This is a genomic window from Streptomyces canus (assembly GCF_030815415.1).
GTDB classification, from domain to species: domain Bacteria; phylum Actinomycetota; class Actinomycetes; order Streptomycetales; family Streptomycetaceae; genus Streptomyces; species Streptomyces canus_F.
Genome location: NZ_JAUSWW010000001.1, coordinates 5,004,389 through 5,027,066, shown reverse-complemented (window position 1 = coordinate 5,027,066; position 22,678 = coordinate 5,004,389). Strand labels below are relative to the sequence as shown.

The window sequence follows — 22,678 nt, the reverse complement described above, 5'->3', positions numbered from 1 at the left end:
CATGAGCTGACGCGAACCCCGGGGCGAGTGCCCCGGGGTTCTCTGCTGTCCGGTGGCCTCGCCCTCTCACCGAGAGGAAACCGCCATGTCCGACCACCGCCGCCTCGGCCGAGAGCTCGACCTGTTCGACACCGATCCCCTGATGGGCGCGGGGCTGCCGTACTGGCTCCCGGACGGGGCCGTCGTACGGCACACCCTGGAGGAGTACGTCCGTGAGGCCGAGCGGGCCGGCGGCTACCGGCACGTGTACTCGCCCGTGCTGGGCAAACGGGAGCTGTACGAGATCTCCGGGCACTGGGACCACTACAGCGAGGACATGTTCCCGCCCATGGACCTGGGCGGCGAGCAGGTCGTGCTGCGCCCCAGTCTCTGTCCCCACCACGCCCTCATTTACCGCTCCCGCTCGCACAGTTACCGAGAACTCCCCCTCCGTATGGCCGAGTTGGGCGCCATGTACCGTTCCGAGCTGTCCGGCGTGCTCGGCGGACTGACCCGGGTCCGGGCCATCCAGCTCAACGACGCCCATATCTTCTGCACCCTGGAGCAGGCCGTCGACGAGGCCCGCGCCGCCCTCGGCCTGATCCGCCACGCCTACGCCGACCTCGGCATCCGGGCCGCCCGGTACCGGCTGTCGCTGCCCGGGGAGGGCAACAAGTACGTGGCCGATCCGGACCTGTGGAAGCGGGCCACCGCCCTGCTGGAGCAGGTCCTCGAGGGGGTCGAGTACGAGGCGGTGGAGGGCGAGGCGGCCTTCTACGGTCCGAAGATCGACGTACAGATCACCGACCGGGCCGGCCGCGAGTCCACCCTGTCCACCGTGCAGATCGACTTCCACCAGCCCGAACGCTTCGACCTGCACTACATCGGCGCCGACGGGGCCAAGCACCGGCCGGTCATGGTGCACCGCAGCATCATCGGCAGCGTGGAACGGGCGGTCGCGCATCTCATCGAGGAGCACGGCGGGGCGTTCCCGGCCTGGCTGGCACCGGTGCAGCTGGTCGTGCTGCCCGTGTCGCAGGAGCAGGACGAACAGGCGGACCAGGTCCTCCGCCGCGCCCTCGGCCTCGGACTGCGGGCCGAACTCGCCGGCCCCGAGCACGGCACCCTCGGCGCCCGCATCCGTGCGGCCCGGCTCGCGCCGTACGTCGCGGTGATCGGCGCGCGGGAGGCCGATGGCGACCTGGCCGCCGTACGGCTGCGCGACGGGCGCCGGCCGGGTGCCGTACCGGTGGAGGAACTGCTGCGGCGGGTGGGGGCGGTGGTCGAAGGCCGCGGGGCTGAACTGTGGGCGGCTGCGTAAGGTCGGTCCCGACGGAAGGAGTCCATCGTGACCGCCCACCCCATTCCCGTGATCATCGACTGCGACACCGGTGTCGACGACGCCCTGGCCCTGCTGTTCGCCGTACGTCACCCGGGCCTCGACGTGCGGGCGATCACCTGCGTGGCCGGGAACACCGACGTCGACGGTGTCGTACGCAACACCCTGACCGTCCTGGAGCAGGCCGGGGCCGGTGACATCCCCGTCGCGCGGGGCGCCGAACGGCCGTTGGTCGAGCCCGCCCGGTCGGCGAAGCATGTGCACGGGCAGGACGGGATGGGCGACCTCGGGCTGCCCGCGCCGACCCGGCGACCGGTCGACGTGGACGCGGTGACGCTGCTGCGCCGCGAGATCCTGGCGTCACCGCGGCCGGTGACGCTGATTCCGACGGCGCCGCTGACGAACATCGCGCTGCTGCTGCGGACCCATCCCGAGGTGGTGCGGAACATCGAGCGCATTGTGTTCATGGGCGGGGCGGTGGCGACGGGGAACGCGACGCCGGTCGCCGAGTTCAACGTGTGGCACGACCCCGAGGCGGCGGCGGTGCTGCTGACCGCGGGGGTGCCGATCACCATGTACGGGCTCGATGTGTTCAAGCGGGTGCTGGTGCCGGCGGCGGATGTGCAGCGGTTGCGGGCGAGTTCGGAGCCGCGGCTGCGGATGGCGGGGGAGTTGCTGGCCCACCGCGATCCGGCGACGTCCGGCGATCCCACCCCTACGGGGGGTCTGGGGGACGCGGGGGCGGTGTGCGCGGTGGTGGACCCGGGCGGGCTCGGTACGGAGCTGCTGCCGGTCGAGGTGAGCCTGGCGCCGGGGGCGACCCGGGGGCAGACCATTGTCGACCGCCGGCCACGGCCCGGGGAGGCCGAGATCCACGAGGGTGAGCGCGAATTGACCCTGGTGGATGTGGGGTTGGACGTGGATGTGGAGCGGTACGTGAAGTTGTGGCTGTCGGTGGTGGAGGGCGACTAGGTGGTGACGTGGCCGCCGGCCGGTGAGGGCTGGTCGCGCGGTTCCCCGCGCCCCTGAAGGGGCGCGGGGAACCGCTGTGCGTCACTACGCGCGCGTCGCCTTGCGACGGCGGGTCGCCAGGACGATGCCCGCGCCGCCGGCCAGCAGGACGGCCGCGCCGATGGCGATCGGGCCGGTCGCGCTGGAGCCGCCGGTCTCGGCGAGGTCGTCGCCGCCGCCGCCGTTCGGGGTGGCGGCGGGGGCCGTGGTGGACGCTGAGGCGGACGGGCTGTCCGTCGAGGGGGTCTCGGAGGCCGGAGGCGTGGACTCGGAGGCCGGGGGAGTCGACTCGGAGGCCGGCGGGGTCGACTCGGAGGCCGGGGGAGTCGTCTCGGCGGGCGGGGTCGCCGGAGGCGTGGTCTGCGTCGTCGAGCAGTCCTTCGTGCCGCCGTTCCAGGCCGCGATCAGCTTGTCCTTGATGACCGGGCGGTCCGGACCCTTGGGCAGCTCACCGTGGGTGAAGCCGTCGTTGGCGTCGAGGTTGCCGTCGAACTTCGTGGCGCCCCGGTAGAGGTCGATCTGCGCGTAGCAGCCGGCGTCGGGCACCGCGATGTCGAGGGAGTCGCTCTGGCCCTGCTTGACGGTCACCGTGTCGAAGTCGACGAAGATCTGCTCGCCGGAGGTCGCGAAGGTCGGACCGTGGGCGATGTAGGAGGCCAGCGAGGCCGTGCAGGTGGCCGCGTCCTGGGCCGCGCGGACCTTGATGTGGACCTTGCCGTCCTCGGTCGGCTTCAGGTTCTGGTCGTCCACCTTGACCGAGTCGAAGAAGTTGACCCCGTCCAGGGAGAACTGGCAGCGGTCGGTCCCGGTCTCCGTACCCGCGCCCGTCCCGGGCTTGTAGGTACCGCCGTGGTTCCAGCCGTCGCCGCCGGGCCCGGTGGCCCAGGCGGCGGATGCGCCCGAGGCGCAGAGGGCGAGCGTCGCGGCGCCCGTCCCCAGCAGGCGGCGCACAGTGACACGTCTCGCTATGGACATGCGTATCCCATCAGGGTGGAGTGATCCGAAAACGCCGAGGGCACAGAAAAGCACTCGGCAACACTGGGCTCATTGGTCACATGCGCCACAGCTGCGGACATCGTGGATCTCGCCGCCGAGGGGTGTCAACCTGCGGGAATACGAGGCCTGTTCAACGGCCATCACAATTTCACCACACAAGGAACAGACTGCTCCGCACGGCGGGGAGGTTCGTCACTCCACAGGTGTGGACAGATTCCCCTTTGTTCGTCTTTGCCGTACGCACAGAGCACTCAGGAGATCGTGTGACCCCCGACCTCTCGTCCAGGGACCCGAACTGGTGGCGGCAGGCTGTCGTCTACCAGGTCTACCCCCGAAGCTTCGGCGACGCCGACGGCGACGGGCTCGGTGACATCAGAGGTGTCACCGAGCGGCTCACACATCTGAGCGGCCTCGGCGTCGACGCCCTGTGGCTGAGCCCGTTCTACCCGTCCGAGCTGGCCGACGGCGGCTACGACGTCGCCGACTACCGGGACGTCGACCCGCGCCTGGGCACCCTCGACGACTTCGACGCCATGGTCGCCGAGGCCCACCGTCTCGGCCTGAAGGTCATCGTCGACCTCGTCCCCAACCACAGCTCCCACCAGCACGCATGGTTCCAGGAGGCCCTCGCCGCCGGACCCGGCTCGGCCGCCCGCGAGCGGTACGTCTTCCGGGACGGGCGGGGTGCGCACGGGGAACTGCCGCCCACCGACTGGCAGTCCGTGTTCGGCGGCAGCGCCTGGAAACGGGTACCGGACGGACAGTGGTATCTGCACCTGTTCACACCCGAGCAGCCCGACTTCAACTGGGACCACGACGAGGTCCGCGCCGACTTCCGCACCACCCTGCGCTTCTGGTCCGACCGGGGTGTCGACGGCTTCCGCGTCGACGTGGCCCACGCCCTGGCCAAGGACCTCGCCGAGCCGCTGCGCGACCTCGGCTCACCCGAACTGAGCGGCGAGCAGGCGCTGACCGAGTTCGCGCCCGGCACCCACCCCTTCTTCGACCGCGACGAGGTCCACGAGATCTACCGCGACTGGCGCAAGGTCTTCGACTCCTACCGCCCGCCCCGCATGGCGGTCGCCGAGGCCTGGGTCCCGGGCGCGGACCGGCGCGCGCAGTACGCCCGCCCCGAGGAACTCGGCCAGGCCTTCAACTTCGCCTATCTGCTCGCGGGCTGGAACGCGGCGGAACTCCGCCAGGTCATCGTCGACTCCCTCGCCGGCGCCCGCGCGGCCGGGGCCTCGGCCACCTGGGTGCTCTCCAACCACGACGTCGTACGCCACACCTCCCGCCTGATGCTCCCGCCGGGCACGGACGAGAACGCCTGGCTGCTCTCCGGCGGCCACGCACCACAGGTCGACACCTCCCAGGGGCTGCGCCGTGCGCGCGCCGCCACGCTCCTCATGCTGGCGCTGCCCGGATCCTCGTACGTCTACCAGGGCGAGGAACTCGGTCTGCCCGAGGTCGCCGACCTGCCCGTCGAGGTGCTCCAGGACCCGATCTGGGAGCAGACGGGACGCGTCCGCAAGGGCCGCGACGGCTGCCGGGTGCCGCTGCCGTGGACACGGACCGGGCCGTCGTACGGCTTCGGCGCGGGCGGGGCCTGGCTGCCGCAGCCGGAGAGCTTCGCGCAGTACGCCGTCGAGGCGCAGGACGGCACCGAGGGCTCCACCCTGGAGCTGTACCGCGCGGCCCTGAAGCTGCGCCGCAAACTGCTGGAGGGCGAGGCGCTGACCTGGGCGGACGGGGCCGCCGACGGGGTGCTGGACTTCGTACGGCACGACGGGTGGCGCTGTGTGGCCAACCTGTCCCCGGCGGCGGTGGAGCTGCCGCCGGGCGAAGTGCTGCTGGCCAGCAGCCCGTTGGAGGACGGGCGGCTGGCACCGGACACGACGGTCTGGCTGGGGTAGCGCAATCAGCCGATGGTCGGACTCGGGACGGTGCCCGCCTGCTCGCCGGGGAGCGCGACCGGAGTGGAGGTCGCGGTCGGCGGCGGCGTGAGGACGACCATGGGCTCGCCGGGCTGCGGGGGCGGCGGGGTCAGATCGGTGGTGGGCAGCTTCGGCGGCGTGGTCTGCTGGAAGAGGGCCTGGTCGAAGTTGACGAAGCCGGTCTTCTCCATGACCGTGATGTGGTCCAGGACGGTGTTGTTGGCCTGGTCCGCGAGCGCCCGCACCAGCGAGTTCTTGGTGGTGGAGCGGATCTTCGCCACCGTGTTGAAGATCGAGCCGTGGGTGATGCGCAGGATGTTGGCGAAGTTCGAGTCGAACTCCCGGCCGGTGCTGGAGTTGATCTGGTTCACGAACGCCACCTGCTGCGGGCTCGCCACGTTCGGCAGGGTGATGTTGAGCATCGGGGCGATCTTGCGGCAGGTGGTGTCCAGCGCCGCGTGGCCGTCGACGAGATGCTCTCCCGCGGTCTTGACCTCCTTGGTCGTCCCCTTCTCCATGCCGATCTTTCCGAGGGGGTACTCCCACAGGCCCGCCGCCCGCACCTTGACCACGAAGTCCCGGTCCTGCTCGGTCAGCGGACCCCACTGGGTCTGGGCGATCACCCTGTCCTGGGCGGTGGAAACCTTGTCGAAGCCGAGCATCGCGGGATAGGCGAGCGCGACCAGGGTCAGGCTGAGCGCACCGCCCACGAAGAGCGTGCCCGTGGCATTCCGCGAAAAGCGCACCGTGGCTCCTGTCCGATCGGGGTTGTCCGGACCTTCAGTACGGACGAGGAGCCACGGGTGTTCATGATGCGTACGTCACTTCGCCGGTCCGCAACCCGTACGGACGCACAGCGCGAGACCTGACCCCCGACGCCCCGTCAGAATCGGGGAATGAGCCGGAAGACAGCCGCCCTGGGTATCACCGCAATCACCCTCATCGCATCGGCCTGGACGCCCGCCTCCGCGCACGGCGGCCGTGACCTCTGGGCCACCGTCACCATCGTGCCCGGACGCGAAGGCATCGTGGAGGCCGCCGGATACACCGGCCCCGCCCTCGGCGCGGGGTCACGGCTGACGTTCACCGCCCCCGAGGGCACCGAGGTCACCGACACCCCCCTCGACGCCCACGGCTACCGCGGCGCGGTCGACACCGACGGCGACAGCGCCACGTACACCTACACGGGCACCACGAACGCCGGTGCCTGGCAGGAGCACGCCTTCCCCTTCGTCCTCGCCGTACCGGCCGACGCGGTGCCCGGCACCCGGCTGACCGGCTGCGCGATGCGGCTCACGGACGCGCGCGGCACCCGCAAGGACCACGGAACCTGCGCGGTGACCGTCGGCCTGCCCGAACCGACGCTGACCCGGCCCGAGTCCGGGGTGCCGCTCGGCGCGCGGCCGGAGATGGCCGGGACCGCGTATCCGGGGGCGCAGGTGACCGTGCGGCACGAGGACGCGGAGGACGAGGGGGTGACGGGTCAGGGTCCGGAGCCGGGGGCCGAGGTGTGCACCACGACGGCCGGCGCCGACGGCGGGTGGTCCTGCCGGCCCGCTCTGCCGCTTCCCGCCGGTCCGGGACGGCTCCAGGCGACCGCTTCCCTCAACGGGGTCAGCGCGGTGAGCGAGCAGAGGAACGTCACGGTGGCGCCCGCCGCGCGGTGACGTCACGACGGGCTCGCGTGGGACACCCTGCGCAGCACCGTCGGATAGGGCAGGGCCGTGGCGAGCTCGCGCGCCCGGGCCGCACACCGCCCGGCCTCGTCCGCGCGGCCCAGTACCGCCAGCGCCGTCGCCTGCGCGGTACGGGCCTCGCACTCGGTGACGGCCTCGCCCGCCCCGGCGGCCCGTACGGCCTCCTCCGCGGCGAGCCGGGCGGCGCGCGCGGCATCGCCGGCCGTGAGGTGGGCCCAGGCGGCGATGACGGGGACGCCGGTGCCGGACACGGTGGCCAGCAGGGCGAGGGCGCGGTCGGGGCGGACGTCGCGGAGCGCCAACTCGGCCTGGGCGGTGCGTACTTCGTACTCGGCCTGGTGGTCGGGCCGGCGGGCCACACAGTGGGCCGCGCGGGTCAGCAGTTCCCGGGGGTCGGGGAGCGCGGGGCGGGGGCCGCCGCGCAGCTGGACGCGGGCGAGGGCGGTGAGGGCGTACGGCAGGGTGGTGCCGGGGCGGGCCTCGGCCTCCGCGACGGCGTCGGAGGCGAGGGCGGCGGCCGCTTCGAGCTCGCCCAGGAGGAGGTGCACTTCGGCGAGGTTGGCCTTCTCGAAGGCGGCGGCCTCCCAGTCTCCGCATCGGTCGGCGAGGTCGAGGGCTCGGGTTCCGGTGGCCAGGGCCTCGTGGAGCCGACCGGAACGTCGGGCGTGCTCACGCAGGATCGAGAGCACCGTCGCGAGGAGGCGGGGGTCGCCGTGTGCCTCGGCGTGCGGGAGGGCGGCGTCCGCTGCCGCACGGGCCTGGGGGAGCCTTCCGGTGAGGGCGAGTGATGTGGACTGTTGGGCCAGTGCACGAGCTCGCAGACCATGGGAGGTGACTTCGCCGTCGGCGGCTGCGGGCGCGTTGTGGCTGGTCGCGCCCCGCGGCGGAGCCGCACATCGATGCAGCCCCGCGCCCCTGAGGGCGTCACTCTCACCGGCGCTTTGTTCTGCCGTATGTGCCGCCCCCAACGAACCCTCGTAGTCGCCCGTCACGAAACACAGCACACCCCGCGCCAACCAGTGTCCCGCGACCGTCTCCGCCGACATCTCCTCGCTCGGGCGGTACGCGTCCAGCAGGCGGAACCCTTCCTCCGCCTCCCCCGTCCTGGCCAGCGTCTCCGCCAACTGGGCGGCCACCCGCACCTGTTCCTCCGTGCTGCCGTGTCTCCGCAGATCTGTCAGCGCCTCCCGCAGGACCCGTGCCGCGTCCTCGTGGCGGGCCATGCGGCGCAGGACGGCGGCGTGGTCGAGGCGGATGCGGGCGGCTTCGACGGCGACCGCGTCGAGGCGGGCGGTCAGTTCGCCGTAGTAGTGGTCGGCGGTGTCGTCGGCGCCGACGGCCGCGGCCCGGCGTGCCGCGAGGTGCAGATGGCCGGCGGCGCGCGGATCGTCGGCGCCCGTGAGGTGCGCGGCCACGGCGTCCACCGCGCCGGGACGGCGGCGCAGCAGCAGCTCGGCGTACGCGGCGTGCAGTCGGCGGCGCCGGGCGACCGAGAGGCGCTCCCGGCACACCAGCCGGATGAGCGGATGCCGGAAGCCCAGGCCGGGCACGGTCCGTCCGTCCGTCGGTACGGGCCGTTCCTCCAGTACGGCGGCGGCGAGCGCGGCGTCGATGCCGTCGGCCACTTCCGCCGTGGCGCCCGCGACCTCCTGCACCTCCGTCAGTGCCGCGACCCCGCCGCACGCCATCGCCACCGTCTCGATGACCTGGCAGGCGGCCGGGCTGAGGCGGGACAGGCGGTCGGCGACGAGGAGGCGGACGCCCTCCGGCGGGGTCAGATCCTCGTACCCGGACGTCCCGGATGTCGCCTTGGCCAGTTCCACGGCGAACAGGGGGTGGCCGAGGGAGAGCTCCCAGACGCGTTCCAGGGTCGTGGGGTCGGCGTCGCCGCCCCTCGCGTCCGCCGCCAGGTCCAGGCAGTCGGTGCGGTCCAGGCGGGGCAGGTGGAGCCGGCGGGCCGTTCCCTGGCGGACGAGGGTGTCGAGGAGGGTGCGGCGCGGGTCCGGCTCGGGGAGGTCCTCGGGGCGGTACGTGGCCAGGAAGCGCACCTTCGCGGACCGCTGGGTGCGGCGGGCGAGGCGGCTCAGCAGGTGCAGCGACGCCGTGTCGGCCGTATGGACGTCGTCCAGCACCACCAGCACACCGCCCGGTGCCGCCGCCGAGGCCAGCAGGCCGCAGACGGCGGCGAAGATCCGTTCGCGTTCGTACTCGGGGCCGCCGCCGCGTTCCGGCGCCGGGCCGATCTGGCCCAGCGACGGCAGCAGCGCCGCCAGCTCGGGGTATTCCGCGCCCGCCCGGGCCCGTTCGGCCGCCGGACGGCCGGCCAGCCAGCCCTCCAGGGCCTCCACGAACAGGCCGTACGGCGCCTGTTCCGCCGTGTCGTGGCTCGCGCCCCACAGCACGGCCGCCCCGTCCGCCGCGGCCCGCCGTGCCGCCTCCGCGGCCAGCCGGGTCTTGCCGATGCCCGCCTCGCCGCCGACCACGGTCAGGGCGGGGCGGGTGGGGTCGAGGAGGCGTTGCAGTTCGGCGCGGCGGCCGACGAAGGGCGAGGCCGCGAGGGTGTCGAGGACGGCGGGCGGCGGTGTCGGAGCGGCGGGAGCGGGACGTCGTACGTCCGTCCTGGGGGTGCCCAGCGCCGCGCGGTGCAGCGCCTCGGTCTCGGGTCCCGGCCGGATGCCCCATTCGGTGTCCAGCGCGAGGCGGCACTGGTGGTACTGGGCGAGGGCGCGGCGCCGCATGCCCTGGTGGAGGTAGGCGCCGATCAGGACCCGGTGGGCGCGTTCCTCGGCGGCGCTGTCGGCGAGGATCCGGCGGGCGGTGGCCGCGGCCCGTTCCGTCTCGCCGTCCGTCAGGTACGCCTCGGCGAGGGTGAGCCGTACGGAGTCGCGCAGGGCGTCGAGCCGCTCGCGCCGTGCCTCCACCCACGGGGTGTAGCGGTGCTCGGGGAGCAGCTCGCCGGTGAAGGCTTCGAGGGCGGCGGCCAGGTGGGCGGTGGTTCCGGTGCGCAGGGCCCGGTCGGCGAGGGTCTCGGCCTCGTCGGCGTCGATCCACACCGTGTCGGGCGCCAGCCGGAGCAGTGCGCCCTCGCCGATCAGGTACGAGGAGGGGGTGCGGGCGGTCAGCTCCGGCTCCAGGGCGCGGCGGGCGGCGTGCAGGGCGACGCGGAGGCTGCCGAGGGCGGCGGGGGTGCCGGCCGTGTCGGGCCAGCACATCTCGATGATCTCCTCGCGGTGTCTGACCCGGCCCGGGGAGACGGCCAGCAGTTCGACGAGGCGACGGGAGCTGGGGCGCGGCCAGCGATCGGCGACGGGAGCCCCGTCCGTGCGTTCGGTTCGGAAGCCGCCGAGCAGATACAGCCGCAGGACGGGCGTCGCCGGTCGGCGCACGGCACCGTCCGCCGTTTCCGCGTTTCTGCTGCTCATGTGGGCCGCACTCTAGCCCGGTTTCCTGTTTTGACCGGAATATGACCGGACAAACAAAATGTCCGGACATGTGAAACGCCCGGACGCATCACCGGAGGCCCCGCGGTGGGTGACCTCATCGGTCCCGCGGGGCTCCCGGCGTGTATCCCTACCCCCCACAGGAGGGATACGGCGGCTCCCGTCCCGAGGGGCATGACTCGGCCCTGCTCGTGGCCAATGTGTCGGAACAGGGCCGATGCGAGGGACTTTAGGCAGCGGGCGTTACTGGCGGATTACTGACACATGGGGTTCGGAATGCGGACAATTGCGTGCGTGATATCCCGTACTCCGAGGGCTCGTTGACGAAGCGTTGACCACTTCGCGGGAGATTCCAGACCCCTTTGCGGGAGAGTCGAAAGAAGGCCCGGCCCTAGATTCGGCGCATGCCCCCACACCCCCCTGCCACCCTTCCCGTGCTCCCCTACCGCAAGCCCACCAAGGGGCGCGACTACTGGGTCCTGGACGATGTCCTGCCCGACGCGGACGCCGTGCGGGAACGGTGTCTGGCCAAGGACGACTGGGTCGAGGGCTACCCGCACAAGCCGGAGGCATGGCCGGGGCTGCGGGCCATGCCGGGCCTCGAACCGGCCGAACTGGCCCGCGTCGAGCGGCTGGTGCGGCAGGCCACCGGCGCCAAGGAGCTGTGGGTCCAGCGCACACCCGGCGGCGGCACCCTCAACCACAACTGCGTCCAGGTGGTCGGCGAGGGCGAGAGCACGCCCCGTCCGCACACCGACTCGCGCAACCTGTGCCGGTACGCGGCGGTCCTCTACCTCAACCCCGGCGTCCCCAAGGACTGCGGGACCAGCTTCTACCGCCAGTCCCTGCCCGGCGGCCGACTCGGCGGCAACGTCGTGCAGGCCCCGCACAACAACCTCGTCGACGCGCTCGGCACCCGGTTCGTGGCGCCCGACGCCTTCGAGGAAGACGTACGCGTGCCGCACCGGTACAACCGGCTGCTGCTCTACAGCGCCAACCTGGTGCACAGCGCCACCGGTTACTGCGGCGCCACCCTGGAGGAGAAGCGGATGACGGCGGTCTTCTTCTGGATGGCGTGAGCCTTCGACGCGGGAGCCGGCGGCGGCTTCAGTAGCGGACCGCCCTGTCCACCTCCGCCTTCACCGCACCGGACAGATCGCGGTTGCTGCGGGCCGTCGCCTTCCCGGACCGGCCCGCCGGCACGTCGGGGGCGGTCACCGCGACCGCGTCCAGGAAGGTGCCGTCGCCGTCGGTGAAGTTCACCTGCACCAGGAAGGACTTCTGTGATCCCCCGGTGTTGGTCACCGTGACCTCGGCCTCGGCGCGCCCGCCGGAGGCGGTGACCGTGCCGAGCTTCACATCGCCCTTGACGTCGACGCCGTTCTTGACGTCGTCGAACCTCTCGCCGGCCTCCGCCGTCGCCGACGCGAACGCGTCCGCGCCCTGGGACGCGACGGACGCGGCCTTGCTCGCCACCGACGCGGGGGTGTCGTCGTCGGAGCAGCCGGCGAGGGCGGTGACCGCGGTGAGTGCGGCGGCCGCGACCACCGCCACCGGTGCCGTGCGGTAGCCCGTCATATCGCCTCCAGGGTGCTGCGGATGCCTCCAGTGAAGATCGGCCCGCCCGCGACCGCACCCCGGCCCTCACCCGTTCGGCCGTGCCCCCGTGGTGCCCGCCGGGGCCCGGGCAGATCGTCGAACCATGACACAGCAACCGCATCCGACCCCGTCCTCCACGACACCGTCCTCCTCGGCACCGCCCGTATGGGACAAGGACCACCAGCAGGCCGCGCCCACCCCCGCCGACATGCCGGCGGGCAGCGGGTTCGCGACCGGCGGGCTCGTCTTCGCCGGTGTCCTGATGCTGGTGAACGGGGTGATCGCGATCCTTCAGGGCATCTCCGCGCTCGCCACGGACGACGTCTACAACCGGATCGGCGACTACGTCTACAAGATCAGCCTCACCGGCTGGGGCGTCATCATGCTCGTCCTGGGCGTCGTCCTCGTGGCCGTCGGCTACGGCGTCCTCAAGGGCGCCTGGTGGGCCCGGATGACCGGCATCTTCCTGGCGTCGATGAGCATGGTCCTGCAATTCCTGTTCCTGCCGTACGCCCCCGTCTGGTCCGGGATCATGGTCGGCGTCGGCTTCTTCGTGATCTGGGCCCTGGCGACGGCGCCCCACGTGCCGGGCCGCGGTAACGCCCCGGCGGGGCGCTGACCCGGTCCGGATCCCTGACGACACAGATGTGGAGGGGCTGCCCCGGCGGGACGGCCCCTCCACGTCAGACCGTCACAGGTGTCCCAGACCGCCGCTGCCGAAGGATCCGCTGGACCCTGGCAGCCAGCGCTTTCGCTGCTGGTCCTTGCCTCGTTTACTGCCGCGCTGGAGCTGATACGGCATGAGCCGCTCCCGCTCCGCGAGCGGGACCACGTTCGGCTCCCGCATCTCTCTGATCTCGTGGATCGCGCCGGTGCTGGGAAGTCTGGGCTGCTCGTCCGGGCGGGGCCTGGCAAGTTCCCGGTCCTGCACCCGCATGCCGAACTGCACGGCCCAGATCAGTGCACCGGCGATGAACGCACCACCGACGAAAGCGGCGATCACGTTGAGCACATCGCTCCCCGCGGCCGCTACTACAAACGTTGCGGTACTCATATGGCAAGTATCGCCGAAATGACTCAAAAGGGCAGTCCTGAATTCGAGGAACCTGTCCACCTGCTGTCTTCGGGATTTCCGGGAACTCGGCTTTCCGCCGTGCCGTTGCCAACTAAAGGAACGGTAAACGGAGTTGGATTCCACGGAGGTCCCCACGATGATCCAGAACCCGAGCCGCAGAGCCGTCCTCGGCGGCGCCGCGGCCCTGGCCGCGCTGTCGGTGACGGCCGCCCCCGCCACCGCCCAGGCCGCCGCCTGGCCCACCGAGTTCCCGCTGCCGAACGGCTGGCTGCCCGAGGGCATCGCGATCGGCTCGAAGCCGTACGCCTACTTCGGCTCCCGTGGCAACGGCGGCATCTACCGCGTCGACCTGCGCACCGGCGAGGGCACGGTCCTCTACGCCGGAGCCCCCGGCCAGATCGCCGTCGGCCTGAAGATCGACCGCGACGGCCTGCTGTACGTCGCGGGCAACACCGGTGTCGCCCGCGTCCATGACGCGCGCACCGGCGAGGTCGTCCGCACCTTCCAACTGAGCGAGGCCAGCGGCCACTTCGTCAACGACGTCACCCTGCTCGGCGACCGTGCCTGGTTCACCGATTCCCGCGCCGCCCAGCTCTACAGCGTCCCCCGCGGCCGCGACGGCGCCGTCCGCACCCTCCCGCTCACCGGCGACTGGGTGCAGCTCCCCGACGTCAACAACGCCAACGGCGTCGTCGGCACCCCCGACGGCCGCGCCCTGATCGTCGTCAAGTCCACCCCGGGCGAGCTCCACCGCGTCAACCCGAGGACCGGCCACGCCACGAAGATCACGCTGGTCGGCCAGGACGCCGTCGTCAACGGCGACGGTCTGTGGCGCATCGGTCGCACGCTGTACGTCGTCCAGAACCGTCTCAACCTGGTGAGCGTCTGGGACCTGGACACCAGGGCCACCACCGCGACTCTGCGCACCACGATCACCGACCCGCGCTTCGACGTGCCGACCACGGCCGCCCGCTTCGGGGACCGGCTGTACCTGGTCAACGCCCGTTTCACGACCCCGCCGACACCGGAGACCACGTACGACGCGGTCGCTGTGTCCCTGTGACACCCCGGGCATGAGTTCGCCCTCTCCGGCCGCGCCGGAGAGGGCGAACGTCTGTACGTCGGGCGTCAGTCGACGGTACGACCTCGCCGGTACGCCGACAACGACACCGGCCCGAGCGAGGCCATCGACCAGATCCGCGACGCGGGCGTCCCGGTCGTGGTCCTGGACCCGGCGACGAAGCTGCCCGACGTCCGCACGCGGACCACCCACATCGAGCAGGCGCTGGGCGTCCCGGAAGCGGGCAAGGCCCTCAACTCCCGTATCGCCGAAGACCTTTCCGCGGCGAAGGCGACCGTCCCCGAGGGCAGCAGGCCCAAGGTCGCCTTCCTCTGCATGCGCGGCAGCGCGGCCGTCCACCTCATGGGCGGCAAGGGCTCCGGCGCCGACTCCCTGATCGAGGCCGCGGGCGCGGTCGACGCCGGGGTCGAGACGGGCCTGGACAAGCCGTTCACACCGCTCACCAGCGAGGCCCTCATCGCCGCCGGGCCCGACGTGATCCTGATGATGGACAAGGGCCTCGAATCGGTCGGCGGCATCGACGGCCTGGTTGGTCAGGATCCCGGGCATCGCCGAGACCCGGGCACCGTGGGTCATCGACATCCTTGCGGGCGCCGTCCACAGGGTGTGAACAATGCGTCGGCAACCTGCCCGTCGGCCGGCGGCGACCAGATGGTGAAGTCCCACCCCACGAAGGGAGTTCACCCCCATGCGCACCCGCATCGCGCGTCTCGTCACCGTCCTCACCGCCCTGCTGGCGGCGGCCTTCACAACGGCCGCCCCGGCACAGTCGGCCGACAACTGGAACCCGCCGTCCACCCTCGTACAGCCACTGAACGAGGTCTGGAACCACGTCGAGTCGACGTACCCGAACCTCTACGGCTTCCGCAATTACGGCTGGGACCAGGTCATGGCCAACAAGGGGAGCATCAACTACTGCGTCCGCTGGGAGTCCGACGCCCCCGTCAGCACCGCACTGCGCGACCAGATCCACGCCCAGCTGAAGAAGCAGTTCGGCAAGTGGATGGCCGCCATGCTCGACAACGGCACGGGCACCAACGCCTGGCCGTACACCAATGTGCCCGTCAACATCGTCGGCTGGGCCGTGAAGAACCGCTCCACGCTCCAGTGGACCGACAACTCGGTCGACATCTACGTCAACAACCTTGACGACGGCGGCGCCCCGCAGTGCGCCCCCGACTGCGGCCGCTTCTTCCACCAGGACGGCAACTACACGAAGTGCCCCGGCGGCGTCACCCGCCACTACGACCAGTCGCTGTGGCTCACCAAGGGCTTCCAGGGCGGCGCGGGCGGCGACTGGGGCCAGCGTGTCGGCCAGGAGTACTTCACCGGAGCCCTCGGCCAGGAGAACATCCATATCTATCTCCACGAAGTCGGCCACACCTTCGGGCTCGACGACTTCTACGACTGGACGCCGACCGGCCAGTGCTGTTTCCTCATGAAGGCCGGATCGGCCACGCAGATCACGGAGTTCGACAAATGGATGGCGCGTGACTTCTGGCGTCATCTGAAGAGCCGCTACGGGCTCTGACCTGTTCTGTTCGAGGAGCGCGGGTGGACGACGCGGAGAGGACCCCGGTCCTGGTGACCGGCGGCAGCGGCTTTGTGGGCAGCCACTTGGTGAAACGGCTCCTGGAGCGCGGCCATCGGGTCCGTACGACGGTCCGCGCCGCCGCCGACTCGCCGAAGACCAGGCCCCTGCGGGCGATGCAGGCCGAATTCCCGGACAGGCTCGACCTGTTCGAGGCGGACCTGCTCGCCGAGGGCTCCTTCGACGAGGCGGCTCAGGGCTGCGGGACCGTCTTCCACGTCGCCTCCCCGTTCCTCGTACCGGAGAGGATCAAGGACGGCCGCAAAGACGTGGTGGAGCCCGCGCTCCTCGGCACCCGCAATGTGCTCGGCACCATCGACCGCACCCCGGCCGTCCGCCGGCTCGTCCTCACCTCCACCGTCGGCGCGATCTTCGGCGACTACGCCGACGTACTGGAGATGAAGGACGGGATCCTCACGGAGGAGTACGTCAACACCACCAGCACGGTGGAGAACAACCCCTACCACTATGCCAAGACGGTCGCCGAGCAGGCGGCCTGGGACGCGGCGAAGGCGCAGGACCGCTGGAGCATGGTGGCGGTCAACCCGGGCCTGATCCTGGGCCCTTCGCTCACCCCCGCCTCGGAGTCCGGCAGCCTCTTCCTCCTGGAGGAGCTCTTCAACGGCTACTTCTTCTACGGCGCCCCGGACTTCAGCTTCACCACCGTCGACGTGCGGGACGTCGCGGACGCGCACATCGCCGCGGCCGAGAACCCGCGAGCACACGGCCGCTACATCCTCGCGGCGCCGACCATGACGTCCTTCCACGACATGTCCCGCATCCTGCGCGCCGAGTACCCGAGGAACCTCCGGCTGCCCCGGACCCGGCTGCCCCACTGGCCGGTTCGCGTCCTCGGCCCGGCGTTCGGCCTCACCCAGGACTACATCCGCAAGCACCTCGGCATCCGCTTCGAGGTCGACAACAGCCGCAGCATCGACGAACTGGGCCTCACCTACCGCCCGATCGAGGAGACGGTCCTGGACCACTACCGGGCGTGGCGGGCATTGTCGGGATGACCTGGTCCGGCCCGGCGGCCGCGGGGAACTGCGCGAGCAACCCCCACCGGCTCGCAGGTTCATCACCACCCTCCCAGCGGAGCGGCTACGCCGGTATGTCGCGGGGTACGACCGTCACCCGCCGGAAGTTGCAGGTGGCCGCGGACTCGCCGGCCTGTCCCTGATACGCCTTGAGGGCCATGCTGACCAGGCTCAGCAGCAGGTCGACGTCGGTGTCGCAGTCCAGGTGGACGGTGACCCAGCGGGAACCGGGGACCAGGTGGATGGCGGTGGACCCCTGGAGGTCCCTCGCGAAGCGCTCGATCGTGCGGCCGGTCAGATGCAGGTCCACGTCCCGGTCGGAGTGGAAGTGCACGATCTCGCCGTGCGGGGAGCGCAGGGCCCGCCCGGTCCCGCAACTGGGGTGACCCGTGCGGAGGTCGGGCCAGACGTGGAGGCGCTCGAAGGCGCGCTCGGCGAGAGTCATGAGCCCATCGTCGCCTGCTCACCCCCGCGCAACCAGGGGTTGAGGCAAAAGTAACCGGGGCGTGAGGTGTCCGGGCGGGCGCCGCCCGATCGATGGATTTCCTTCCCAACAGGCAACCTGAACACCCTCTTTACCGGTCTCACAGATCGCTCACAGGTTGCCGGAGTGCATGTGGGGCCGCATGGGGGTGCGTCCACACCGTCGGCCGCCCGTGGGTTGTCCAGTCCGATGCCCCTGACCAGGGCACTCGCAGACGAGGAACCGATGACCAGTCAGCAACACCGCAACCGCAGCCGTTGGAAGCGCCCCGCGCTCGCCGCCGGCGCCGCGCTCACCGTCGTCGTCACCGGAGCCGGAGCGGCGCCCGGCGCCGGGGCCGCGCAGGCCGCCACACCCGGCAAGCCGAAGCTCAAGCTGATCGCCGCGTCGAACTCCGTGACGCTCGACCGGTGGCAGGGGGAGCCCGGGGTCTACCTGGACCTCGGCACGTATGTCACCGTCGACAACGCGCCCCTGGAGTTCAAGGTGACGCGCAAGTCGTACAAGGACCCCGTCGTCGCCAAGCAGGTCTTCCGCCACGGCGGCACGACGACGACCAAGGCGCTGCCCACCGGGCTCGTGAAGGACTTCTCCGGGCTCCCCGGGTTCCTGGAGGTGTCCGTCAAGGACGCGAACGGGACGGAGGTCGCCAAGAGCAAGGGGAACTTCTGCCCCAACAACGCCTCCGGCCGGCTCCGGCCGGAGGCGCCCGCCACCTCGCACTATCCGGAGAGCTGCCCCACCAACCCGTTCACCCTCGGGTCGGTGTGGGGTGTCGAGAAGGGCTGGGCGTCCAACTCCAGCACCGTCGACTACGACAAGCCCGTGGACCTGCCGGTGGGTGAGTACACCGCGAAGGTGTCCGTGGCGAAGAAGTACCGGGACCTCTTCGGGATCCCGAACGACTCGCCGACCATCAAGGTCACCGTCCGGCAGCCCAGCGAGAACGGCGGCGTCGGCCGCGGCATGACCGCCCACCAGGGCGGCGCGCACGGCTCGGCCCATGGCTCGGCTCACGGCTCGGCCCAGGGGATGGCCCACCACTACGGCCCGCGCGGCGCCGACGAGCCCACCCCGGGAGCCCTCTCCCACGCCCTGGAGGACCGTGGCCTCGCCCACCACCTCGGCGACGGCCCCGGCCACACCGACGGTTCGCGCATCGCGGCCGCACTGCGTCCCAACAGCACCCGGCCCACCGGACGGGCCGGTGTCCCGGCCGACGTGCCCAAGCCGGACCTGCGTTCCCTCCCGGCGTGGGACATCGCCATCACCGACGGCGAGGACGGCGACGTACCCGGCAAGGACTACCTGGCCTTCAGCGCCAACGTCTGGAACGCCGGCCCCGCACCGCTCGTCGTGGACGGCTTCCGCAAGCCGGGCGCCGATCTGATGGACGCGTACCAGTACTTCTACGACGCGAACGGCAAGCAGGTCGGCTACACGCCCACCGGGACCATGGAGTGGGACCCGCGCATCGGCCATGAGCACTGGCACTTCACCGACTTCGCCAGCTACCGGCTGCTGAGCGAGGACAAGACGAGGGAGGTGCGCAGCGGCAAGGAGGCGTTCTGTCTCGCCAACACCGACGCCGTGGACTACACGGTGAAGAACGCCAACTGGAAGCCGTACAACACGGACCTGTCGACCGCGTGCGGTGAGCAGAACTCCATCTCGGTCCGCGAGGTCCTCGACGTCGGCTCCGGCGACACCTACACCCAGTACCGTCCCGGCCAGTCCTTCGACATCACGGACCTGCCGAACGGCACGTACTACATCCAGGTCATCGCCAACCCGGAGAAGCGCCTCCAGGAGACGAACCTGAAGAACAACGTCGCCCTGCGCAAGGTGATCCTGAGCGGCGAGCCGGGCAAGCGCACGGTCAAGGTACCGCCGCACGACCTCATCAACGCGCGGTAACCGAACGGCTTGATACCGGCGCGGGTGTAGCCGCCCCCTGCGGGCACGCGGCGACACTCGCGCCCCCGGTCGCCCCGATCGCCTCGGTCATTCGGCCGAGAGCGGGAACGCGGCCCTGGTCTCCCACCCATGCCCCGCACGCGGCCCGGCCGTCAGCTCGCCGCCCAGTGCCGTCACCCGTTCCTTCAGCCCGACGAGTCCGAAGCCGCCGCCGTGCGCCGCATCCGGGAGCGGGGAGCCGCCCCGGCCGTCGTCGGCCACGGACACGGTCAGACGGCCGCCGTCGAGGCCCAGCCGGACGGTGACCTCGGTCGCGTCGGCCGCGTGCCGGCGTACGTTCGTCAGCGCCTCCTGCACGACCCGGAAGGCCGCCGCCTGCACCTCGTGCGGCAGGTCGTCCGGGACGCCCCCGCGGTCCAGGGTGACCTTCTGGACCGGACCGCCGAAGCGTTCCACCAGGTCCTCGATGCCCGCGAGGTCTCCCACCGGGCGCCGGTCGGCCTCGTCGGCGTCCCGCAGCACACCGACCGTGCGCCGCATGGACGCCAGCGCCTCGGTCGCGGCGCCCTCGATGCCCGCGAGGACCGGATCGAGGTCCTCGGGCTGGGTGGTCGCCATCATGCGGGCCACCTGGGTCTGGACGAGGATGCCGGTCACGTGATGGGCCACGAAGTCGTGCAGGTCGGCGGCGATGGCGAGGCGTTCCTCGCGGCGGGTCTCGGCGACGGTGACGGTACGGCGGTAGTCGAGGGACCGCAGATAGGCCGCCAGGGAGGCGACGAGACCGGCCAGGACCAGACCGACCAGGACGTAGCCCGTGGCCTGGCCCGAGGTCAGCTGCCGGGAGTAGCGGGCGGGCTGGGCGAGCACGGCCGCCAGGTCCAGCAGACCGCACACCACGGCCCAGCGCGGCGGGCAGTGCCGTACCGCGACGAACAGCAGACACAGCAGGACGGCGACCTCGCCCGGGCCGAAGGGGGCGCCCCGGTCGACGGAGAGCGCCGACGCCGTGTACAGGAGGGAGACCAGGGCGGGCACGGCGGTGCGCAGCTGCGGGGTGAGCCGGTCGGGCCGCCGTGCGGCCGGCCACAGCAGCGCGGTCAGGCCGACGGCGAGGACGGCCGCCGGGCGCCCGACGCCGTAGCCCCCGTCCAGCGTGACCGTCACGTCGACGGAGCACAGGGCGAGCAGCGCGCCCACGACGGCACCGCGGGCGCAGCCCCGGGGGGAAGCGGACTTCATGGGGATCACCGTATGCGCGCAGGTCCGGTCGCGGGATCGGCCGAACGGCCGAGGAGCGAGACCGGGGGGAGGGGCGATGCTGGAGGTCCCTCTCACCTCAGGAGCACGTGCGCCATGCCGGACAGCAGATTCCTCCTCGGTGTCGTCGGCGGTGCCGCCGCGGTGCTGGCCCTCGGCGGGATCGGCACCCATCTGCTTTCGTCCACCGAGTCGACGACCTCGCTGGACGCGTACGACACCGTCACGGTCGACGGCCACAAGGCCCTCGCCCCGAACATCGTCGCCGGCCGCACCGAGAGCCTCTACCACCCGCTCCCCTGGGTCGGCGTGAAGGTCCACGTGTCCTGCCCCGAGGGCCTGAAGGCACAGGCCGGGGCGACCCTCACCTGCACGGGCCGGCGCACCGACGGCACGACCCTCGACATCCCCGTGAGGGTGGTGAGGGTGACGGGCCCGCACCTCACCTGGAAGTTCGAGCGCTGATCAGCCGACCCGCAGCGGCAGCTCGCGGCGGGGGCGAGAAAAGCCCCGGCGCGCACCCCCCGCTACCCCTGCCACACCCCACGCACCGCCTCCACGACCCGCTCCGCCTGCGCCCGCCCCGCCAACGCCGCCCCCACCCGATGCGCATCGGAGGTCAGGTCCCGCCCCATGGCCCGCCGCGAGGCGGCATCCGGCACGAGCAGGCTGACAGCGCCACCCCCGGCACGGAGCTCGGCCGCCTGCCGCTCCGCACCGGGGTGCGGCCCGACAGCCTTCGCGACCGGCGCGACGGCCAGCACCCGCTCATACCCACGGGCCAGTTGGAGATTGGCCGTGGACCGACTGCCCCCGTCGATCCAGCGCCGCCCACCGACGGAGACAGGAGAGAAGACCAACGGCACCGCACAACTCGCGGCGACCGCCTCGACGAGTGCGACCTTCGCATCGCGGTCGAACGCCTCCACGGCCCCCGTACGAGCGTCGACCGCGGCGATCCGCAGCCCGACCCCCGGCCACTCCTCCACCCCGCGCAGCACCTGCCGCACCAGCGGGAGCACATCGGCCCCGGCCCCCGCGGCCAGCGCGGCCCGCCCCAGCCGCCGTACGGACCGCTCGGGATCCCGGGATCCCAGCGCCGCCCACAGAAAGCGCGTCGTCTGTGCCGCGGTCACGCTCAGGACCAGCCGGTCGGCCCCGCTGAGCTGACGTTCGTACAGCTCACGCGGCGGCTCCCCGTACGCCAGCCGGGTGCCGAAGACGGCCCCGGCCGAGGTGCCGATGACGACGTCGGCACGGGCGAGGTCGACACCGCCGTCCGCGAGGCCGGCCAGCACCCCCGTCAGCCACGCGCCCCCGACCGGCCCCCCGCCGCCGAGCACCAGTGCCGTCCCGCCCATGCCACGCCTCTCCCCCGAAAGAAATGGGGAGCACCCCCCACTTCGTGTTCCGAAGATAGCATCACGACCGGGGAGTGCTCCCCACTTGAGTACGGAGGGCAAGACATGGGCGCACTGCGACGCGACGCGCGGCGCAACCGGGAACTGCTGACGGAAGCGGCACACGACGTCTTCACCGAGCACGGCCTCGACGCACCGCTCGACGTGATCGCCCGCCGCGCCGGCGTGGGCAACGCGACCCTCTACCGCCACTTCCCGACCCGCGCCGCCCTCATCGACGCCGTCTTCCGCGACCAGCTGACCGGCACGATGACGGCGGGCGAGGAGGCGAGATCCGCCCCGGACGCCTGGACGGGCCTGACCGCCTACCTGGACGCCGTGTTCACCACCCTGGCCGCCGACCGCGGCACCAACGACCTCATGACCACCCGCGTGGACGGCGTGGACTCCCTGACGGCCGTGCACGCCCACAACCGCGAGACGCTGGAACTCCTGCTGCGCCGCGGCCACGCGGAGGGCACCGTCCGCCCCGACGCCACCGTCGAGGACGTCCTGTTCACCCTGGCCGCCCTGGGCCGCGCGGTCCCCGCCCTGACCGCCGCGACGACCCCTGACACCTGGCGCCGCCCGCTGGCCCTGCTCCTGGCGGGCCTGCGCACCGACGCGCTCCGGTCCCCCCTGCCGGGCGCGGCCCTGACCCCCGCCGAACTGGGCGACGTACTCCAGGAGTTGGGCCCGCACCGCACGGCGTGAGGACGGGCCCGCCCACCCGCCGACCCCTCACTGGGTCAAATGTGAAACAAGGCGTGGTGGGTCGGGGAGATTCGGTACGGGTCTCCTGTGAGCGGTTTTGGCGCGAGACGCTCGAAGCGCTCCG

At 71.9% G+C, this 22,678-nt stretch carries 20 protein-coding genes and 1 pseudogene; 13 read left to right on the top strand and 8 right to left on the bottom strand.

Annotated features, from left to right (window positions below):
- Window positions 1–52: 52 nt before the first annotated feature.
- Together thrS and QF037_RS23225 are read left to right on the top strand one after the other, a co-directional pair.
- Window positions 53–1,300, top strand: a complete 1,248-nt coding sequence (gene thrS / locus QF037_RS23230; RefSeq protein WP_307028257.1) for a threonine--tRNA ligase — start codon at window positions 53–55, stop codon at window positions 1,298–1,300.
- A 27-nt stretch (window positions 1,301–1,327) separates the two neighbouring features.
- On the top strand, window positions 1,328–2,290 hold the full coding sequence (locus QF037_RS23225; RefSeq protein WP_307028255.1) for a nucleoside hydrolase: 963 nt from the start codon (window positions 1,328–1,330) through the stop codon (window positions 2,288–2,290).
- A gap of 84 nt (window positions 2,291–2,374) precedes the next feature.
- On the opposite strand, the gene QF037_RS23220 is transcribed toward QF037_RS23225, so the two are convergent.
- A complete protein-coding gene (locus QF037_RS23220) occupies window positions 2,375–3,304 on the bottom strand; it encodes an LAETG motif-containing sortase-dependent surface protein (RefSeq protein ID WP_307028253.1) in 930 nt (309 codons plus the stop codon).
- Window positions 3,305–3,588: 284 nt separating this feature from the next.
- Here QF037_RS23220 and QF037_RS23215 point away from each other — a divergent pair, with 284 nt between their 5' ends.
- Entirely contained in the window at window positions 3,589–5,238 is a 1,650-nt protein-coding gene (locus QF037_RS23215; protein WP_307028251.1) for a glycoside hydrolase family 13 protein, read from the top strand.
- 5 nt (window positions 5,239–5,243) lie between these two features.
- Here the strand turns inward: QF037_RS23215 and QF037_RS23210 are convergent, their stop codons facing one another.
- Window positions 5,244–5,969: a DUF4142 domain-containing protein gene (locus QF037_RS23210; protein ID WP_307037328.1), complete on the bottom strand. Its 726-nt coding sequence runs from the start codon at window positions 5,967–5,969 to the stop codon at window positions 5,244–5,246.
- Between the two features lie 186 nt (window positions 5,970–6,155).
- Between QF037_RS23210 and QF037_RS23205 the strand changes: the two genes are divergently transcribed.
- Window positions 6,156–6,926 carry a carboxypeptidase regulatory-like domain-containing protein gene (locus QF037_RS23205; RefSeq protein ID WP_307028250.1) on the top strand — a complete coding sequence of 257 codons (771 nt, stop codon included), beginning with the start codon at window positions 6,156–6,158 and terminating at the stop codon, window positions 6,924–6,926.
- 2 nt (window positions 6,927–6,928) lie between these two features.
- On the opposite strand, the gene QF037_RS23200 is transcribed toward QF037_RS23205, so the two are convergent.
- Complete coding sequence (locus tag QF037_RS23200) at window positions 6,929–10,378, bottom strand: ATP-binding protein (protein WP_307028248.1); 3,450 nt, start codon at window positions 10,376–10,378, stop codon at window positions 6,929–6,931.
- Between the two features lie 422 nt (window positions 10,379–10,800).
- Between QF037_RS23200 and QF037_RS23195 the strand changes: the two genes are divergently transcribed.
- Window positions 10,801–11,475 (top strand): DUF6445 family protein, encoded by a 675-nt coding sequence (locus tag QF037_RS23195; RefSeq protein ID WP_307028246.1) that lies wholly within the window; start codon window positions 10,801–10,803, stop codon window positions 11,473–11,475.
- A gap of 28 nt (window positions 11,476–11,503) precedes the next feature.
- On the opposite strand, the gene QF037_RS23190 is transcribed toward QF037_RS23195, so the two are convergent.
- Window positions 11,504–11,974 (bottom strand): hypothetical protein, encoded by a 471-nt coding sequence (locus QF037_RS23190; RefSeq protein ID WP_307028244.1) that lies wholly within the window; start codon window positions 11,972–11,974, stop codon window positions 11,504–11,506.
- Between the two features lie 124 nt (window positions 11,975–12,098).
- Here QF037_RS23190 and QF037_RS23185 point away from each other — a divergent pair, with 124 nt between their 5' ends.
- Window positions 12,099–12,614, top strand: a complete 516-nt coding sequence (locus tag QF037_RS23185) for a DUF7144 family membrane protein (protein ID WP_307028242.1) — start codon at window positions 12,099–12,101, stop codon at window positions 12,612–12,614.
- A gap of 72 nt (window positions 12,615–12,686) precedes the next feature.
- Here the strand turns inward: QF037_RS23185 and QF037_RS23180 are convergent, their stop codons facing one another.
- The gene (locus tag QF037_RS23180; protein WP_307028239.1) at window positions 12,687–13,049 is read right to left on the bottom strand and encodes a DUF6479 family protein; all 363 of its coding nucleotides are present in this window, start codon (window positions 13,047–13,049) and stop codon (window positions 12,687–12,689) included.
- A gap of 157 nt (window positions 13,050–13,206) precedes the next feature.
- Between QF037_RS23180 and QF037_RS23175 the strand changes: the two genes are divergently transcribed.
- The 4 genes and pseudogenes from QF037_RS23175 (at window position 13,207) to QF037_RS23160 (ending at window position 16,758) form a co-directional block, all read left to right on the top strand.
- Entirely contained in the window at window positions 13,207–14,133 is a 927-nt protein-coding gene (locus QF037_RS23175; RefSeq protein WP_307028237.1) for an SMP-30/gluconolactonase/LRE family protein, read from the top strand.
- 156 nt (window positions 14,134–14,289) lie between these two features.
- Window positions 14,290–14,613 (top strand): annotated as a pseudogene (locus QF037_RS23170) (ABC transporter substrate-binding protein); the annotation flags it as partial.
- 226 nt (window positions 14,614–14,839) lie between these two features.
- The gene (locus tag QF037_RS23165; protein WP_307028234.1) at window positions 14,840–15,682 is read left to right on the top strand and encodes a hypothetical protein; all 843 of its coding nucleotides are present in this window, start codon (window positions 14,840–14,842) and stop codon (window positions 15,680–15,682) included.
- 23 nt (window positions 15,683–15,705) lie between these two features.
- A complete protein-coding gene (locus QF037_RS23160) occupies window positions 15,706–16,758 on the top strand; it encodes an NAD-dependent epimerase/dehydratase family protein (protein WP_307028232.1) in 1,053 nt (350 codons plus the stop codon).
- A gap of 85 nt (window positions 16,759–16,843) precedes the next feature.
- On the opposite strand, the gene QF037_RS23155 is transcribed toward QF037_RS23160, so the two are convergent.
- The gene (locus tag QF037_RS23155; protein ID WP_307028230.1) at window positions 16,844–17,224 is read right to left on the bottom strand and encodes a luciferase domain-containing protein; all 381 of its coding nucleotides are present in this window, start codon (window positions 17,222–17,224) and stop codon (window positions 16,844–16,846) included.
- 264 nt (window positions 17,225–17,488) lie between these two features.
- Here QF037_RS23155 and QF037_RS23150 point away from each other — a divergent pair, with 264 nt between their 5' ends.
- Window positions 17,489–19,180 carry a lysyl oxidase family protein gene (locus tag QF037_RS23150; RefSeq protein WP_307028228.1) on the top strand — a complete coding sequence of 564 codons (1,692 nt, stop codon included), beginning with the start codon at window positions 17,489–17,491 and terminating at the stop codon, window positions 19,178–19,180.
- 87 nt (window positions 19,181–19,267) lie between these two features.
- On the opposite strand, the gene QF037_RS23145 is transcribed toward QF037_RS23150, so the two are convergent.
- On the bottom strand, window positions 19,268–20,422 hold the full coding sequence (locus QF037_RS23145; RefSeq protein ID WP_307028226.1) for a sensor histidine kinase: 1,155 nt from the start codon (window positions 20,420–20,422) through the stop codon (window positions 19,268–19,270).
- Between the two features lie 114 nt (window positions 20,423–20,536).
- Here QF037_RS23145 and QF037_RS23140 point away from each other — a divergent pair, with 114 nt between their 5' ends.
- The gene (locus QF037_RS23140; protein WP_307028224.1) at window positions 20,537–20,905 is read left to right on the top strand and encodes a DUF4333 domain-containing protein; all 369 of its coding nucleotides are present in this window, start codon (window positions 20,537–20,539) and stop codon (window positions 20,903–20,905) included.
- A 62-nt stretch (window positions 20,906–20,967) separates the two neighbouring features.
- Here the strand turns inward: QF037_RS23140 and QF037_RS23135 are convergent, their stop codons facing one another.
- Window positions 20,968–21,801 (bottom strand): patatin-like phospholipase family protein, encoded by an 834-nt coding sequence (locus QF037_RS23135; protein ID WP_307028222.1) that lies wholly within the window; start codon window positions 21,799–21,801, stop codon window positions 20,968–20,970.
- Between the two features lie 105 nt (window positions 21,802–21,906).
- Here QF037_RS23135 and QF037_RS23130 point away from each other — a divergent pair, with 105 nt between their 5' ends.
- On the top strand, window positions 21,907–22,554 hold the full coding sequence (locus QF037_RS23130; RefSeq protein WP_307028220.1) for a TetR/AcrR family transcriptional regulator: 648 nt from the start codon (window positions 21,907–21,909) through the stop codon (window positions 22,552–22,554).
- Window positions 22,555–22,678: the final 124 nt, after the last annotated feature.

Bases quoted from the DNA above. Each gene is read 5' to 3' on its own strand.
- QF037_RS23220 (WP_307028253.1), bottom strand. From the start codon at position 3,304: ATGTCCATAGCGAGACGTGTCACTGTGCGCCGCCTGCTGGGGACGGGC.
- QF037_RS23205 (WP_307028250.1), top strand. From the start codon at position 6,156: ATGAGCCGGAAGACAGCCGCCCTGGGTATCACCGCAATCACCCTCATC.
- QF037_RS23200 (WP_307028248.1), bottom strand. From the start codon at position 10,378: ATGAGCAGCAGAAACGCGGAAACGGCGGACGGTGCCGTGCGCCGACCG.
- QF037_RS23195 (WP_307028246.1), top strand. From the start codon at position 10,801: ATGCCCCCACACCCCCCTGCCACCCTTCCCGTGCTCCCCTACCGCAAG.
- QF037_RS23190 (WP_307028244.1), bottom strand. From the start codon at position 11,974: ATGACGGGCTACCGCACGGCACCGGTGGCGGTGGTCGCGGCCGCCGCA.
- QF037_RS23185 (WP_307028242.1), top strand. From the start codon at position 12,099: ATGACACAGCAACCGCATCCGACCCCGTCCTCCACGACACCGTCCTCC.
- QF037_RS23180 (WP_307028239.1), bottom strand. From the start codon at position 13,049: ATGAGTACCGCAACGTTTGTAGTAGCGGCCGCGGGGAGCGATGTGCTC.
- QF037_RS23175 (WP_307028237.1), top strand. From the start codon at position 13,207: ATGATCCAGAACCCGAGCCGCAGAGCCGTCCTCGGCGGCGCCGCGGCC.
- QF037_RS23165 (WP_307028234.1), top strand. From the start codon at position 14,840: ATGCGCACCCGCATCGCGCGTCTCGTCACCGTCCTCACCGCCCTGCTG.
- QF037_RS23155 (WP_307028230.1), bottom strand. From the start codon at position 17,224: ATGACTCTCGCCGAGCGCGCCTTCGAGCGCCTCCACGTCTGGCCCGAC.
- QF037_RS23150 (WP_307028228.1), top strand. From the start codon at position 17,489: ATGACCAGTCAGCAACACCGCAACCGCAGCCGTTGGAAGCGCCCCGCG.
- QF037_RS23145 (WP_307028226.1), bottom strand. From the start codon at position 20,422: ATGAAGTCCGCTTCCCCCCGGGGCTGCGCCCGCGGTGCCGTCGTGGGC.
- QF037_RS23140 (WP_307028224.1), top strand. From the start codon at position 20,537: ATGCCGGACAGCAGATTCCTCCTCGGTGTCGTCGGCGGTGCCGCCGCG.
- QF037_RS23135 (WP_307028222.1), bottom strand. From the start codon at position 21,801: ATGGGCGGGACGGCACTGGTGCTCGGCGGCGGGGGGCCGGTCGGGGGC.
- QF037_RS23130 (WP_307028220.1), top strand. From the start codon at position 21,907: ATGGGCGCACTGCGACGCGACGCGCGGCGCAACCGGGAACTGCTGACG.